Raw genomic sequence first — 14,645 nt, 5'->3', positions numbered from 1 at the left:
AGCGCCCGTTGAGCCGAGTGACCATGAAAGGCTGCTGCATAGTTCCTTCAATCGGAATCGGTTTAAGGATAAAATTATGCAGCAGATTTAAAGCACTACAGCGACCTTTGCGCGTCATATAGGACGCGCGGCGCTGTAGGGCGGAGTATGCGCCCCGGACTATGCTGCCAGTGCAGCGTGCACGGCCGGGATCACCTTCTGGCCGTAGAGTTCGATACACCGCATCATCTTCTCATGACCGAGCCCACCAGCGCTGTACTTCAGCTGGAAGCGATCGATGCCGAGCGTCTTGATGACTGGCGCGAGTTTCGCAGCGACGGTTTCCGGCGAGCCGACGTAGAGCGAGCCCTTTTCGATCTCGTTGTCGAATTCCGCGCGGGTCATGGGTGGCCAGCCGCGCTCGCGGCCGATGCGGTCGCGCATGGCCTTGAAGCAGGGCCATAGCTCCTCGCGCGCCTGTTCATCCGTTTCGGCGATATAGCCCGGCGAATGGATGCCGACCGGCTTCACCGGCTTGCCCATCTGTTCGTAGGCGCGATGATAGAGGTCGACATAGGGCTGAAAGCGATAGGGGCTGCCGCCGATGATCGCCAGCATTAGCGGGAGATCGTAGTGAGCGGCGCGTACCACCGATTCTGGGCTGCCGCCGACACCGATCCAGGTCTTCAGCTGGCCGCTTTCGATGGTCGGGAAGACTTTCTGGTTGCGCAGCGGTGGGCGAATGCTGCCCTGCCAGTTCACCGGCTCGTTCTTGAGCAGGGCCGCGAACAGATCTAGCTTTTCCTCAAACAGCGGCTCGTACTGCGACAGCTCGAAGCCGAACAGCGGGAAGGATTCCGTAAACGAGCCGCGGCCAAGAATGACTTCGGCACGGCCGTTCGAAACGGCGTTGAGGCTCGAGAAGCGCTGGAAGACGCGGATCGGGTCGTCTGAGCTCAGCACAGTCACGGCCGATCCCAGGTGGATTTTCGATGTGCGGCTGGCGATGGCGGCCAGAATCGTCTCCGGCGAGGAGACAGCGAAATCTTCGCGGTGATGCTCGCCGATGCCGAAGAAGTCTATTCCGAGCTGGTCGGCCAGGACGCCTTCCTCGACGACATTGCGAAGAACCTGGGCATGCGGAAGCGGCGCGCCGTTGCCATCGAAGGTGACGTCGCCGAAGGTATCGAGTCCGAATTCGACATTTTTTGTCGTCATGATTTTTCCTGTCATGTGTCGAAATGATAATGTTGAGACAGCATGTAGTGTCGCTCCCGGCCATCCACTACCCGGAAAGTTTCGGCTGAAACCTTCGAATAATTCGATATGCCGATGGCAACCGTCGGTATTCGGCAGCGCCGGCGTTGCGATCAGCAACACTCGCGCCAATATTAGCTTCGACGTCAGCGCAATTGGATCAAGGGAAGAAACACATGGTCGCACTGAAAAAGATCAATCTTACCAAAGCCTTTGCAGCCTTCGATGAGACATGGAGTCCGCGTGTCGGTGGCGATATCAATGATTTTCAGATCAAGCTTGCCAAGCTTGAAGGTGCATTCCACTGGCACCATCATGTGGAAGAGGACGAGCTGTTCCTCGTCGTCAAAGGCACACTGCGCATGAAGCTGCGCGAGGAAAACGGCGGCGATGTCGTGCTCGGTCCGGGCGAATACATCATCGTGCCGCATGGTGTCGAACATTGCCCCGTCGCCGAACCGACATGCGAGGTCGTGCTGTTCGAGCGCAATACGACACTCAATACCGGCAATGTCGAAAACGAGCGGACGATCCGGCAGCCCAAGCGGCTTTGAACAACCCTGTGAGACCGGCGGCTGCAGAGCGGCGGCCGCCGATTGTCACAGGTTTTTCCTCAGTTCAGCGCCAGCTTGTTCAATGGCGTGCGGCAGGCGGCGAACAGGTCCAGGGCCGGATCGTAGACTTTCGTCGATATGTCCATCATCCCCAGGACGCTATGGAAGATATTGTCGTGAGAATGGGTGCCCTGTGTCGCGCGCTTCGACATGCAGACCATATCATAGCCTGCCACCTTAGCCAGATCGTCGGCCATCCAGACCAGCGTCGGCACCTGCGTCTGCTGTACCGGCGCGATGATATAGGGCGCGCCGTGCAGGTAGATGCCGTTTTCGCCGAGCGACTCGCCGTGATCCGAGAAGTACAGCACGGCGCCGGAGACCGAATTCGAGCGCTGCTTCAGCTTGTCGATGACCATCGATACGATGTGATCCGTGTATAGGATCGTATTGTCATAGGCATTGGTGATTTCCTCCCGTGAACAGGAGCTGAAATCATTGGAGCGGCAATCGGGGCGGAAGCGGCGGAATTCCTCCGGATAGCGCTGGTAGTAGGCAGGGCCGTGACTGCCCAGCTGATGTAGAACGAGAACGCTGTCGCCCTTTACCTTGTCCAGCCAGCCGTCGACCTTGTCGACGAGGATCTCGTCCCTGCATTCGCCATCCTTGCAGAAACGCGGATCATTCGAAGGTGGCAAATACGTGTAGGGAATGCGGTCTGCCACGTCGTAGCTGCCGGTGTCGTTGTCCAGCCAGGTCACATCGACCTTCGCATGGGTCAGCACGTCGAGCAGGTTTTCCGTCTCCAGCCCCTTGCGATGGCTGTATTGCTCGCGCGTATAGACGGAGAACAGGCAGGGGATCGATGTTGCCGTTGCCGTGCCGCAGCTGCTGGTGTTCGGGAAGTAGACGACATCGCGCTTTGCCAGTTCCGGGTTTGTCGGCTTGTCGTAGCCGCCGAGCGAAAAATTCTGGGCGCGTGCGGTTTCGCCGGCCACGATGATCGTGACGCGCGGCTTGCCGTTGTCGACAATGCCCACTCTGCGGGCGTCCGTGCCCAATGGAGCTGCGACAACATTGGCGTCCCGGGTGGAGTCGATCACATAACGTACCGCATTGGCGACCGGCATGACGGGGTTAAGGGTGTCCATAAGGTCGCGATGGGCGCGCCCGATACCGGCATAGGTTTTATAGAAACCGGTTCCGGCAGCGATGAAGATCGCCGAGCACGCAAGAATGATCACGGTATTATGGGCGAGTTTCTTGAGGATGGGGCGGTGGATGACACGCACCCAGATGATCAGCAGGGAGGGTAGAACGCCGGTCAGCACGACATATGTTGCAAAGCGCGCCGTGATCAGGTGCCCTGCTTCAGCGCCGGTTGAAACCGCGGCGTTGCGGATCATTTCCTTGTCGATGATGACGCCGAATTGATCGTTGAACCAGGACGATACCGATGCCACTAGGACGAAGAAGATCAGGACAGGTTTTGTGACGTATTTGGCGGAGAAGAAGGTGAAGAGCGCCATGATGCCGACGGAGATGCCGGCTGCAAAGGCGAAGTAGGCGGCAGGCTCGGCAGTGAAATAGCCGTAGGACTTGCTCCAGAACATCCGGTTTGTCACGAGAAGCACATAAAGGGTGGCTATGAGGCATAATGTGACACTGCCGACGGCTGGCCTGGCGAGGCGCCAGCCAGGTGAAGCTTTGTGGTCGTTCAAACATTTTCTCCGAGGCGTTTGCTATCGGCGGAGCCGCAGGACCCTTATCGCAGGGCGTAGCTTTGAGCGCTAAAGCTCATAACCTTGGCGACCATTCCTGACATTTACCTGAATGATGGATAATCGAACATAGACGTCGGCTGTGACGTTGTGGGCGAAAGAAGCCAATTCAGGACGATGTGCGAGAGATGGGCGGCAGCGCCCGACAACGGCCTGACAGGCGCCGGAGAGATCAGGCATCCAGTGAAATTAACGGTTTGATCCCCCGGCCTTCGAGCCCCAATCGTCGATTGCGCTTGAGCTCGCAAGCGAGGGGGCTACGGTTATTCCCCGGTTTTGAAGTAGGCTTCCAGCCGGTAGCCATCGGGATCGATGACGAATGCCGCGTAGTAAAACTGGCTATAGTCCGGCCTGATGCCCGGCTTGCCATTGTCTTCGCCGCCATTGGCGATGCCGGCGGCGTAGAATGCGTCGACGGCTTCCCGGCTCGGCGCGACGAAACAGAAGTGCAGGCCGGAGCTGCGATCGGCAGGCACGGGATGTTCGACTTCGCTGACCCAGAATTGTGGACGCTCCGTGCCATACCCGATCGTGCCGTCGAAGTTGCTCAGGCGTTCATGGCCGAGCGGCAAGAGCGCTGCGTCGTAAAATTTCTGCGCCCGCGCCAGGTCTTTGACGCCGATCGAAATATGGTCGAACATGAAAACAAGCTCCTGCCGGGTTGTCTGCAGAACTTTGCCGGAGGCTGCGCCCCGTAGAGATGCCAGCTTTCGGAAGTCTGCAGGTGCAATTTCGCCTCACCATCTGGCAATGGCTATGCGAAGTCAACAAAGCGATGGCGCCGGTTGCAGGATCGTTTGAATCGGGCTTTCGGCCATATCCAAAGTCGCTTCATGCGCCACAGATCTTGATGACACGCAGGGGCTGAAGGTACGACTTATCGACGTCTCGGCGGCGATGCAGATTTTTTCGGAAGGGCTGTCGATTTCCAGAGAGCTGCTTCGTCGTCAATATGAGCGGGCTTGTTGAGCGGCAATGGTGCCGGCGCCTCGCTTCCGGAGGAATTTTCCCATGCGTTTCATGTCTATCGTCACCTCTACTGATTTCCTGCAACCGTCGCCGGCGCTGATGGAAGCCATCCACAAGCTTGCCGATCGTGAAATCAAGGCTGGCCGTATGATCGATACTGCGGGGCTGATGCCGCTTGCAACCGGCGCGCGCGTCACAGTCAAGGATCGCAAGCTGAGTGTTGTCGACGGCCCGTTCGTCGAGGCCAAGGAGGTTGTCGGCGGCTATGCGATCTTCGAGCTGCAGAGCAAGGAAGAGGCCGTGGCCCTGGCGGTCGAATTCATGCAGCTGCACAAGGATCTCATGCCCGGCTGGGAAGGCACATGCGAGGTGCGCCCGTACTTCGAACCCAATGCCGAGGGTGTATGCGACCCGCTCGCCGAAGCAAGGGCATGATGCGTTCGATCTGTCATCGGGGCAGGCGGCCGTGACGGTCGCCAGCACTCATCGGGCGATCCTTGCCGTCTGGCGGATCGAGCAGCCGCGGCTGATCACCGGTCTGGCGCGATTGCTGCGCGATGTGCCGTTGGCCGAGGATCTTACTCAGGAAGCATTGATTGTGGCTTTGGAGCGATGGCCGGAAACGGGCATCCCCGAGCGCCCCGGCGCGTGGCTAATGACCACAGCGAAACGCCGGGCTTTCGACCAAATGCGCCGCCGCCGGATGCTTGATCAAAAGCACGAGTTGATCGTTCGAGAGATGGAGGAGGACGAGCAGACCATGCCTGATTTCGACACCCCTCTCGATGACGATATCGGCGACGAAATGCTCCGCCTGATCTTCACGGCCTGCCATCCTCTGATTTCGCGCGAAGCGCGCGTAGCGCTGGCGCTGCGGATGATCTGCGGGCTTACGACGGAAGAGATAGCGAGGGCATTTCTGGTGTCGGACGCGACGATCGCGCAGCGCATCGTTCGCGCCAAGAAGACATTGTCTGAATCGGGGCTGACTTATGAGACGCCACACGGCGAAGAGCTGTCGCAGCGACTGGCCTCTGTCCTGGAGGTGGTCTATCTGATCTTCAACGAGGGCTATACCGCAGCGCGCGGCGAAAATTGGCTGCGGCAGCAATTGTGCAATGAGGCACTGCGGCTGGGTCGCGTGCTGATATCTGTCGCACCGATGGAGCCGGAGGCGCATGCGCTACTGGCCCTGATGGAGCTCAACGCTTCCCGTACCGCGGCGCGGACGGATGCCGACGGCAATCCAATCCTTCTGCTTGAACAAAATCGTGCTCGTTGGGACCGCCTGCAGATCCAGCGCGGTCTGCACGCGCTGAAGCGGGTACAGCAGCTCGGTGGTGCTGGCGGGGTCTATGCCCTTCAGGCCGCGATTATTGCCTGTCATGCGCGGGCAAATACGGCCCCGGAAACCGACTGGCGGCGGATCGCCGATCTCTATACGGAGCTTGCCGATATCGTTCCGTCTCCGGTCGTCAAACTCAATCGTGCCGTCGCGGTCGGTATGGCTGACGGTCCGGAGGCGGCGCTTGCAATCATCGAGCGTCTGCATGATGAGCCTGCGCTGAAGGACTATCATCTTCTGCCGAGCGTTCGCGGCGATCTTCTCCATAAACTAGGTCGATACGAAGAAGCGCGGCGAGCCTTTGAAGCGGCTGCCGCGCTTGCTGAAAATCAGAGGGAACGCGATCTTCTTCTACGTCGTGCAGCCGAGGCTACCGGTGCTACCGGTGCTACCGGTGCGGAGAAGGAGTGACCCGCCAATCGGGCAGGCCATCTTGCTTCGAGCTATTCCGCAGCCTGATAATTCGTGGCTCTTGCGGTGGATGAGCGCGGTCCGACGGCGGCAAGCAGGGTGATGGCGGCGGCAAGGATCGTCACGAAGCCTATGCCGGCGATGTAAGGGTTCCAGCCGAAGCTCGGTGCGGCGCTGAATACCGCCGAAGCTGCCGCCAGGATGATACCGCCGCCGATCTGGAAGGAGGCGAAGAGCATGCCGGAAGCAAGGCCGGATTCGTCATCGCTGACTTCAGAGAGGGCCGCGACCTGGATCGAGGGATAGGTCATGGCATAGCCGATGCCGAGCAGGATCTGCGAGATGGCGACAAGCACCATCGTATCGATGCGTCCGGCAGATATAACCCAGAAGAGATAGCTGATGGCCTGCAACCCCACGCCGAAGGTCATCAGCAGGGTGGTGCCCCGGTTCTGGCCTATCGTGGCGAAACGCGGCGCCAGGAACATCACGCAGGTGCCGCCGATGGCGAAGGCGAAGCCTGTCGCGAAGGCCGACCAGCCGACGACGGTCTGATAATAGAGCGTCGCGATGAACTGGAAGCCGACATAGGCACCTTGAAAAAGTGCCGCGATGGCATTGGCGTGGCTGAGTCTAGCGCGGCGAAACATGGCGAGCGGCACCATCGGATCATGGTGGCGCGATTCCACGATCAGGAACAGCACGATCAGGATGAACGCGGCAAGGAGCGAACCCCAGGTTGCGAAAGCCTGCCAGCCATCGGCGGCGGCGTTGGTGACGCCGAAGACGAAGAGGAGCAGGCCGGGGGTGATCGTCAAGGCGCCGGCCCAGTCGAAACGAGTGCTCTGGCCGCTTCGCTTGTGATCGGCAGGCAGGACGAGCGGGGCGACGATCAGCGTGAGGATGGCGACGGGAGCGCCCATGACGAGGGTCGCACGCCAGCTGATGAGGGTCGCTGCTCCACCCAGCACCATGCCCAGCACGAAGCCGGCAGCACCGGTGGAGGAGAAGACACCTAGCGCCTTGGCGCGGGCGTTGCCCTCTCCGAAGACGGAGAGTAGGAGGGCAAGTGCTGCCGGCGCCGTGAAGGCGGCAGCGATGCCTTTGATCAGTCGAGCGGCGATGAGCGTCGGAGCGCTGTCAACGAAGCCGCCAGCAATGCTGGCGGCGGCAAAGACGGCAAGCGACCAGAGAAAGACGCGGCGGTGGCCGAACAGATCGGCGACGCGGCCGCCGAGCAGCAGGAAGCCGCCATAGCCGAGTACATAGGCGCTGACGGCCCATTGCAGGGAAGTGGCCTGCATGCCCAGTTCTTTCTGGATTGCGGGCAGGGCCACGCCGATGGTGGAGACGTCCATGGCGTCGAGGAAATTGGCGGCGCATAGCAGCAGCAACGCCAATCCCGCCCCACTTCGGGTTTGGGAAGAAGTCATCGGAATCGTTCCTTTCTATGCTGCCGTCTCTTGGGAGGTCGAATGCGGCAGGGAACGAGAAAATGTACATCTTCAAACCCTATTGCAAATTGATAGTAGCCATGTCAGGTATTACTGACGATGATGAATGATGCGACGCTTCGAAAAATAGATCTTAACCTGCTGCTCGCCTTTTCGGTGCTGATGCAGGAGCGGAATGTGAGTCGTGCCGCCGAGCGTCTGCTGCTCGGCCAGCCGGGGCTTTCCGCCGCGCTTAAGCGCTTGCGCGAGACGCTGGACGACGAATTGTTCGTACGTGTCGGCCGCGGTTTGCAGCCGACACCGCGGGCTCTTTCCATCGCGCCAGCGATCGAGGATGCGCTCTCCGGCATCGAGCGCGCCATTCGTCCGCCCGCGGCGTTCGACCCCGCGCAATGGCAGGGCGAGTTCCGCATCGGCATGTGTGACAATCTCGAATCCTCCTTTTTCGGGCCATTGGTCGCCCGGTTGCGGAAGCTGGCGCCGAATGCCCGGCTTGTCAGCGTCGCCTTCGACCGGCGCGATGCGGCACGTCTACTAGACGAAGGGGCGTTCGATCTGAGCATCTCCGTGCATGACGAACCTGCCTCGTGGCACGTTCGCGCGCCGATGTTCGAGCAGGCGTCGCTGTGCGTCTACGATCCCCGGCACCTGAAATGCGCCGAGCCGCTCAGCCTGAAGCAGTTCGCGAATGCGCCGCACGTCACCGTGTCCGTAGAAGGCACCATATCGACAAGCGTAGATGCTGCTCTGGCAAGACTTGGCTACCGCCGCCAGATCGTGGCGACCGCGCCGCGGTTTTCGGCATTGCCTCTGACATTGCAGGCCATGCCGGCGATTGCGACCATTCCCGAATCGATTGCGCGCTGCATGGCGAAGCTGCATGATCTGGCGATTAGCTATCCGCCTTTCGAACTGCCTGCCGATCCGGTGACCATGCTCTATCGGCGCGTCGATCATGCTGATGGCCGTGCGATCTGGCTGCGCCGTCTAGTCGTCGAAGTGGTCGCGGATTCGCTGCGGGCGAATGGCTGCAGCGTGGGGGTCTCCACCGACGCCGGCTGCTACGAGCAGCCGGTCCTGGCCGAGGCGGTATAGCCTCCGCCCAGGCGTACAAACTGGAAAACCGCCGCACCGCGTTCTGGAGACATCCCGGGCGTTCCGTTTCAAGCGGAGTCATTGAAGCCTCTATCTCTTTGTTTTCACGCAAAGCCGCCAGGCGCTTTTGCTGGAGATGTTCTAGCCGTCCGGATAGGGCACGCCATCCTTGTGCACGAACCTTCCGTCAGTGCTCGAGCTCATCATGTCGACATCGGAACAGGTGATGAGATCTGTGGGCGAGCGTGTTCCCGCCTCGAGGTAAACGGCCGTCGTGTCGGACCTGTTGGTCAGGTGGTGGCCGTTGCCCGAATTCTTCGGGAAGGCTGCGCAATCGCCGGCGCGCAGTATTGTCTCGCCATTATCCTCAACCAGCGTCAGCTCACCTTCGAGCACGTAGACGAACTCGTCCTCTTCCGAGTGCCAATGCCGCTGGCTCGACCAGTTGCCCGGCGGGAGGTGCATGAGATTGACCCCGAAGTCCTTGAGGCCGCCGGCATCGCCTAGTCTCTGCCGGATGCGCTCGGCGCAGGGGTCGTTGAATGGGGCGGGATAGCGGGTACCTTTGTGTTTCGGCACCGCCGCAACATCGATTTTCGGCATGGGGAACCTGCCTGCGATTAGCGACTGATCTTGTGACTTTGAGAGACTATGAGCTTAGCAAAGATCACCTTGCGGCGTCCAGCCGTAGGCTTCGCCTGCCCGTTACAACCTCAGGGAGAGCTCAATGTCGCCATGTGAGCGGGAGGTCCGTACCCGCCCAAAAATGGACTGTGATCTCATGGCCGATCTATTCTAACAGGTTGACATTTCCGCATTTTCGCAAGGTTTGTGCAGCCAGCCATTTTTCATCGGATACGTTTATTGTCTGCCCTATCCCTCAAAGTTCGCCGCATTACGCAAGTGTCGGAGGCGGAACGCACAAAAGGTGCCCTCAAAGATGAGCATTACTGAAACAACATCCACATCCTGGTTCGGGCGCCTCAAAAATGCGCTCATAGGCGTCCTCGCCGGCGTTGTACTGCTGATCGCATGCGCTTGGCTGCTGATCTGGAACGAAGGGCGCGCCATCGGCACCTATCGGGCGCTTACCGAAGGTGCCGCTCAAGTCGCATCCATCCCGAGCGACGCAGTACAAGCTTCGAACGAAGGCAAGCTCGTCCATATCAGCGGCGCGGTCAAACCGGAGGGTGTGCCGCAGGACGGCGATCTGGGCGTGTCGGCGCGGGATGCTATCGCCTTATTCCGCCAGGTCGAGATGTATCAGTGGGTCGAACACAAGCAGAGCAGCTCTGAAAAGAAGCTGGGCGGAAGCGAGGAAACCACCACGACCTATTCCTACACGACGGAATGGCGTTCGGAGCTTGTGCGATCCGGTGACTTCAAGCAGCCACTGGACCATCAGAATCCGGAGCGTATGCCCGAAAGTAAGACTTTCGCCGTCGAACGCGCCGGTGTCGGGGCGTTTTCGGTGTTGGGGAAAGCAATTGCCGATATCGGTGCCTATTCCGATCTTACGCCAACGGACCAGGAGCTTGCAAAGCTGCCGCAAGGGCTCGGAACGGACAAGCCGGTGAAGCGCGACGGCCATGCCGTCTACATCGGCCGAGGAGCGTCATCGCCGGAGGTGGGCGACCTTCGCATTTCGTACCAACGGATTGATGCGAAGGAGGCCAGTGTCGTCGGCAGGCAAAGTGGCACCACGCTCGTTCCCTACGAAACGACAAATCATCACAACATCCTTCTTAGCGCCGCCGGCGACGTCGATGCTGCGCAAATGTTCAAGGCCGCCGAGAAGGAGAATGCTCTCATCACATGGCTGGTGAGGGGGGCAGGCATGGTCGGCCTGTTCATCGGCTTCGTCTGCATCTTCTCGCTGTTGAGCGTGATCGGGGATGTGATCCCGTTCATCGGCTCGATCGTCGCGTTCGGAACGACCATGCTGGCCGTTATTCTGACACTGCTTGTCGGTCCGCTGCTGATCGCGATCGGCTGGTTGGCATATAGGCCGGTGATTTCCATCGGCATCATCGCAAGCGGCGTCGTGCTGGCTGCACTTGTCGTTCGCTACCGCAAAAGGAAAGCCACACAATCTGCGGCGTAACGGCGGATCATCCAATGAGATAGCGGCCCGGCAGGTTCGTCTGCCGGGCCGCTTGCTGTGGCATTTCGGCGGGAAGACCCCAGCCACCCAGATAGCTACGACTCCGGGCTAGTTCGCAGGTTTTCCGCCTGTCAGATTGAGGAAGTTCTTCATCTGAAAGCCATGAATGCTTTCGACAAGCGATCGGTTTTCGTTGGAAGCCATGAAGTCGTAGAGAGTCTCGAACGCGAAATCGCGCGTATGCGGGTTGACGTTCTGCGAGAGGATCAAATCTGCCAGATAGAAAGGGATCAGTCTGGCGTCGTCGAAGCGGTTACCCGCATTCTCGGGGAAGATGAGATTGAAGTCGGCGATTGACGGTATGGTCAGATAATGCTTGGCAAGCTGCTTGTGCTCGAGCCGCCAACGATGGCTTCCGGCACTCGATGGAGCACTGGCCTGTGCTTCCCCGTCGCGAATGCGAAAGCGAACGAGCGGCTTCGGCATGACATGGATTTCATGCTTTAGGCAGAGCCTGATCCACATCTCGTAATCAGGCAGATTGCCGAACCTCGGATCGTACAGCCCCAGTTCTTCATAGCACTCGCGGCGCACCAGACTGCTCGGATGGCACAATGCGTTGCGTACGAAGAAGAATCTCAGCCATTCGTGTCGAGTCCGGTTTGGCTGGTCGAAAATGCGGCCAAGGTGATGCTGGTGATCGGCGAGCGGCTGGCTCTGCTCTCCGATGAAACTTGCCGGAGTGAAGACCGCCGCGATTTGCGGGTGAGCGTCCAGAAATGCGACCTGCTCGGCAAGCTTACTGGGCTCCCAAACATCGTCAGAATTGAGCAGCGCTATATATTCGCCACGACTTTCGACGATGCCGTGATTATGTGAATAGGCCGCGCCACGGTTCTTCTCGAAAAGGAAAAGCTTTACCTTGGGGTTGTCCGCATAGCGGCGTAGAACCTGCGGTGTCGCATCGGTGGAACCGTCATCCATGATCAGCAGCTCGAAATCCTGGTAGCTCTGCCCCAGCACCGACTCCACTGCCTCAACGACATACTTTTCGTGATTGTATGCCGGTATGACGACGGAAACTTTCGGCCGGGCCGATGTCGCGGGCACCCCGCCCAAGACCTCGGTTTTGTGTTCGGGCTCCGATGTTGCGGCGGCAGCGCTCACGACTTCTTTCATACCGAGATAGATGACCGATCGCTTGTTGATGCCGTATGCGGCTGCTTGCTCTTCGGACACCATTTCCAGGATCGGATATTCGCTGAGGGTGACACCGCCGCGCGTCAGTGTGTCGCGAAAGCCGGACTTGGAAAAAATGCGAACGTGGTCATCCTGCCCGAAGTGGCGCCAGCGGTCCGCCGGCGTAACAGCGGCCGGGTTTTCGTAGGTTTTGTCGATGCTCAACAGGATTGGAGCCATGATGATCGCAAAACCACCGGGCTTCAGTACTCTGCGGAGTTCCGAAACTGCTTTGACCGGGTCTTCGACATGTTCCAAAATGTGCGAGCAAAGAATGAAGTCATAGGTATTGTCAGCGTAAGGCAGCGCGTGGATGTCCGCCTTATCGTCGGCCTCGGGCATATAGAGATCGCAACTGCGATAGGAGATGAAGGGATGGCTCTTGACCCAACGGCTGAATAGCGCTGCCGGTGCAAACTCCAGAAACGTGTAGGTTTGGGTTTTGTCGAGGTGAGAAAATACTCTCTCGAGAAAGAGCGTATAAAGTCTGTCCCGGTCATTGCTGAGGCAATTGGGGCAGGTATAGGCGGCGACGTTCAGCGTCTCGAAATTATCCAGGCCGTGCGGCCAGCCATGCGCCCGAAGATTGTCCGCATAGTAGGATGGAAGCGGTTGGAAACCGTAGCCGTTCATTCGGCAGACGGGGCAACAGGAGTTGCTTTGCATGGTCGTCCTCTTAAATCGCGCGTCGGGAAAGCGAGTTGTCGCCGATGGACACTCGATCAGGGTTTTCGTGCGCCGCCAGGAGCGTGTTGACTACTCTCGCCAGCTCGTTTGCCGTCAGCGCACCGTAGAACGGCAGGCACAGCACTTGGCCTGATGCCTTTGTTGCGACCGGAAGGTTGGAGGACTGCGCCGATGGCATGTCTCTGTAGTGTGGTGCCGAGCTGCACAATGGATAGAAGTATTTGCGCGCCAGGATGTTTTCGCTGCGGAACCGCGTGTAAAGCGAGTCGCGGCTGAAGCCGGCCTTTTCGGCATCGATACGGATAGGCAAATACTGATAGCTCGGGGTTACATTCGCCTGCGGTTCCATCAACGTAACGCCGCGCATAGCACTCAGGAAGGGCCTGTAACGATCGAGCAGGGCCTTGCGGCGCTCCCACTCGGCCTCGACCATATCGAGCACCAGCAGGCCAATGGCGGATTGAATCTCGTTTGCCTTGCCGTTCAACCCCGCGCTAAGAATTGTCTCTTCATTTGCGATACCGAAGTTGCGTTCGAGATAGATTTTCCGCTGGAGTGATGGATGCGGCGACAGCAACCCACCGCCTTCGATTGTGTGAAACAGCTTGGTGGCATGAAAGCTGTGCATCGTAACGTCGCCGAAGCGGCTGATTGGAATGCCGTCGATACGGCTGCCGAATGCATGTGCCGCGTCATAGACAACCTTGAGGTTATGACGCGTTGCAATCGCGTCGATGGCTCGCACGTCGCACGCTATTCCATAGACATGGACGCCCAGGATAGCGCAGGTTCTCGGCGTGATGAGCTGTTCGATGCAGGCCGGATCCAGTGTGAGCGTGATCGGATCGATATCGCAGAAGACCGGCGTGAGCCCACAGGCCGTTATGACATGAACGCTTGCCGGAAACGTGAACGGCGTGACGATCACCTCTCCACCCGCGGGCAGATCCAAAACGCGAAGAGCGGCATAAAGGGCGTTGGTGCCGTTGTTGAACAAGCTCACAAACGGCATTTCCAGAAAATCGGCGAGCCGGCTTTCAAGCGCGCCATGTTGCGCACCCATATTGGTCAACCATTGCGAGGACCAGATTTCGGCGATCTTGCGTTGTACGTCTGCTTGATCAGGCAACAGAGGACGAGTGACCGCGATGGATGAAAGCTCGTTGCTCATAGGCGCTCCTCAAGTTTCTTTTCGTGGAGAAGAAAATCCCGCTGGCGGGATTTGAGGCGCCGAGCGGGATTTCCTGCATATATCGTGAACGGTTCCAGGCTTTTCGTTGCCAAGCTCATGGCGCCCAATGCGGCTCCCTCACCGATGAGGACGCCAGGCAACAGGACGCTACCGGTGCCGATGATGGCGTGTCGGCCAATAGAGACAGTTCCGGATATGACCTTCGTCAGTTCCTTGGGAACGGTCGGATTGGTCAGCCATAGCCCGCTATAGTCGTCGCTGTGAGCGTAAACGGAGACGCGAGCGGAGAGGCCACTGAAGTCCTCCATGGAGATACCCGCAGCATCGCTGCCGCCATGGAGGACGCAGTGGCTGGCGATGTGGACGTAACTACCGAGAGTAATCGTGCCGCTTAGTACCGCGTAGTCATCAATGCGAACATTGTCCTTCATGGACATCGACGCGGCGCCATAAAACCTTGCGTATCGGCTGATCTGGCAATTTCTCCCGAAACTGCGGAAGCCGACAGCCTGCAACTCCTGCTCGGACAAGAAGCTCGTGCTCATTCTGAGTTCCGTTTTTGGTACCTACAACCGGAT

The 14,645-nt window shown here is 59.0% G+C and carries 13 protein-coding genes; 5 read left to right on the top strand and 8 right to left on the bottom strand.

The genetic code is table 11. The annotated features are described in order from the left end of the window. Positions 1-159: 159 nt before the first annotated feature. A complete protein-coding gene (locus QD461_RS00770) occupies positions 160-1,197 on the bottom strand; it encodes an LLM class flavin-dependent oxidoreductase (RefSeq protein WP_414086046.1) in 1,038 nt (345 codons plus the stop codon). A gap of 215 nt (positions 1,198-1,412) precedes the next feature. Here QD461_RS00770 and QD461_RS00765 point away from each other — a divergent pair, with 215 nt between their 5' ends. Beyond that, positions 1,413-1,790 (top strand): cupin domain-containing protein, encoded by a 378-nt coding sequence (locus QD461_RS00765; protein WP_414086045.1) that lies wholly within the window; start codon positions 1,413-1,415, stop codon positions 1,788-1,790. 59 nt (positions 1,791-1,849) lie between these two features. Here the strand turns inward: QD461_RS00765 and QD461_RS00760 are convergent, their stop codons facing one another. Both QD461_RS00760 and QD461_RS00755 read right to left on the bottom strand, forming a co-directional pair. After that, the gene (locus QD461_RS00760; RefSeq protein ID WP_414086044.1) at positions 1,850-3,511 is read right to left on the bottom strand and encodes a phosphoethanolamine transferase; all 1,662 of its coding nucleotides are present in this window, start codon (positions 3,509-3,511) and stop codon (positions 1,850-1,852) included. A gap of 323 nt (positions 3,512-3,834) precedes the next feature. Continuing rightward, positions 3,835-4,212, bottom strand: coding sequence for a VOC family protein (locus tag QD461_RS00755; protein WP_184702998.1), 378 nt, complete (start codon positions 4,210-4,212; stop codon positions 3,835-3,837). Between the two features lie 370 nt (positions 4,213-4,582). On the opposite strand from QD461_RS00755, the gene QD461_RS00750 reads away from it, so the two are divergent. Continuing rightward, positions 4,583-4,975: a YciI family protein gene (locus QD461_RS00750; RefSeq protein WP_414086043.1), complete on the top strand. Its 393-nt coding sequence runs from the start codon at positions 4,583-4,585 to the stop codon at positions 4,973-4,975. A 31-nt stretch (positions 4,976-5,006) separates the two neighbouring features. After that, complete coding sequence (locus QD461_RS00745) at positions 5,007-6,296, top strand: RNA polymerase sigma factor (RefSeq protein ID WP_414086042.1); 1,290 nt, start codon at positions 5,007-5,009, stop codon at positions 6,294-6,296. 32 nt (positions 6,297-6,328) lie between these two features. On the opposite strand, the gene QD461_RS00740 is transcribed toward QD461_RS00745, so the two are convergent. Further along, complete coding sequence (locus QD461_RS00740) at positions 6,329-7,729, bottom strand: MFS transporter (RefSeq protein ID WP_414086041.1); 1,401 nt, start codon at positions 7,727-7,729, stop codon at positions 6,329-6,331. Positions 7,730-7,849: 120 nt separating this feature from the next. On the opposite strand from QD461_RS00740, the gene QD461_RS00735 reads away from it, so the two are divergent. Beyond that, a complete protein-coding gene (locus tag QD461_RS00735; protein ID WP_414086040.1) occupies positions 7,850-8,845 on the top strand; it encodes a LysR family transcriptional regulator in 996 nt (331 codons plus the stop codon). A gap of 141 nt (positions 8,846-8,986) precedes the next feature. Here the strand turns inward: QD461_RS00735 and QD461_RS00730 are convergent, their stop codons facing one another. Beyond that, on the bottom strand, positions 8,987-9,448 hold the full coding sequence (locus QD461_RS00730) for a cupin domain-containing protein (RefSeq protein WP_414086039.1): 462 nt from the start codon (positions 9,446-9,448) through the stop codon (positions 8,987-8,989). Positions 9,449-9,785: 337 nt separating this feature from the next. Here QD461_RS00730 and QD461_RS00725 point away from each other — a divergent pair, with 337 nt between their 5' ends. Next, positions 9,786-10,949, top strand: coding sequence for a TMEM43 family protein (locus QD461_RS00725; RefSeq protein WP_414086038.1), 1,164 nt, complete (start codon positions 9,786-9,788; stop codon positions 10,947-10,949). Positions 10,950-11,057: 108 nt separating this feature from the next. Here the strand turns inward: QD461_RS00725 and QD461_RS00720 are convergent, their stop codons facing one another. Genes QD461_RS00720 through QD461_RS00710 form a run of 3 tightly spaced genes read right to left on the bottom strand, consistent with a single transcriptional unit; the run spans position 11,058 to position 14,612 of the window. Then, the gene (locus QD461_RS00720) at positions 11,058-12,854 is read right to left on the bottom strand and encodes a glycosyltransferase (RefSeq protein WP_414086037.1); all 1,797 of its coding nucleotides are present in this window, start codon (positions 12,852-12,854) and stop codon (positions 11,058-11,060) included. A gap of 10 nt (positions 12,855-12,864) precedes the next feature. Continuing rightward, positions 12,865-14,046 carry a DegT/DnrJ/EryC1/StrS family aminotransferase gene (locus QD461_RS00715; protein WP_414086036.1) on the bottom strand — a complete coding sequence of 394 codons (1,182 nt, stop codon included), beginning with the start codon at positions 14,044-14,046 and terminating at the stop codon, positions 12,865-12,867. Next, positions 14,043-14,612: an acyltransferase gene (locus QD461_RS00710; protein ID WP_414086035.1), complete on the bottom strand. Its 570-nt coding sequence runs from the start codon at positions 14,610-14,612 to the stop codon at positions 14,043-14,045. Before QD461_RS00710 ends, QD461_RS00715 begins: the two co-directional genes overlap by 4 nt. Between the last annotated feature and the right edge of the window lie 33 nt (positions 14,613-14,645).

This window comes from Rhizobium sp. BR 314, assembly GCF_047445805.1.
Lineage (GTDB): Bacteria > Pseudomonadota > Alphaproteobacteria > Rhizobiales > Rhizobiaceae > Rhizobium > Rhizobium lusitanum_B.
This window is presented reverse-complemented; position numbering and strand designations above follow the sequence as displayed.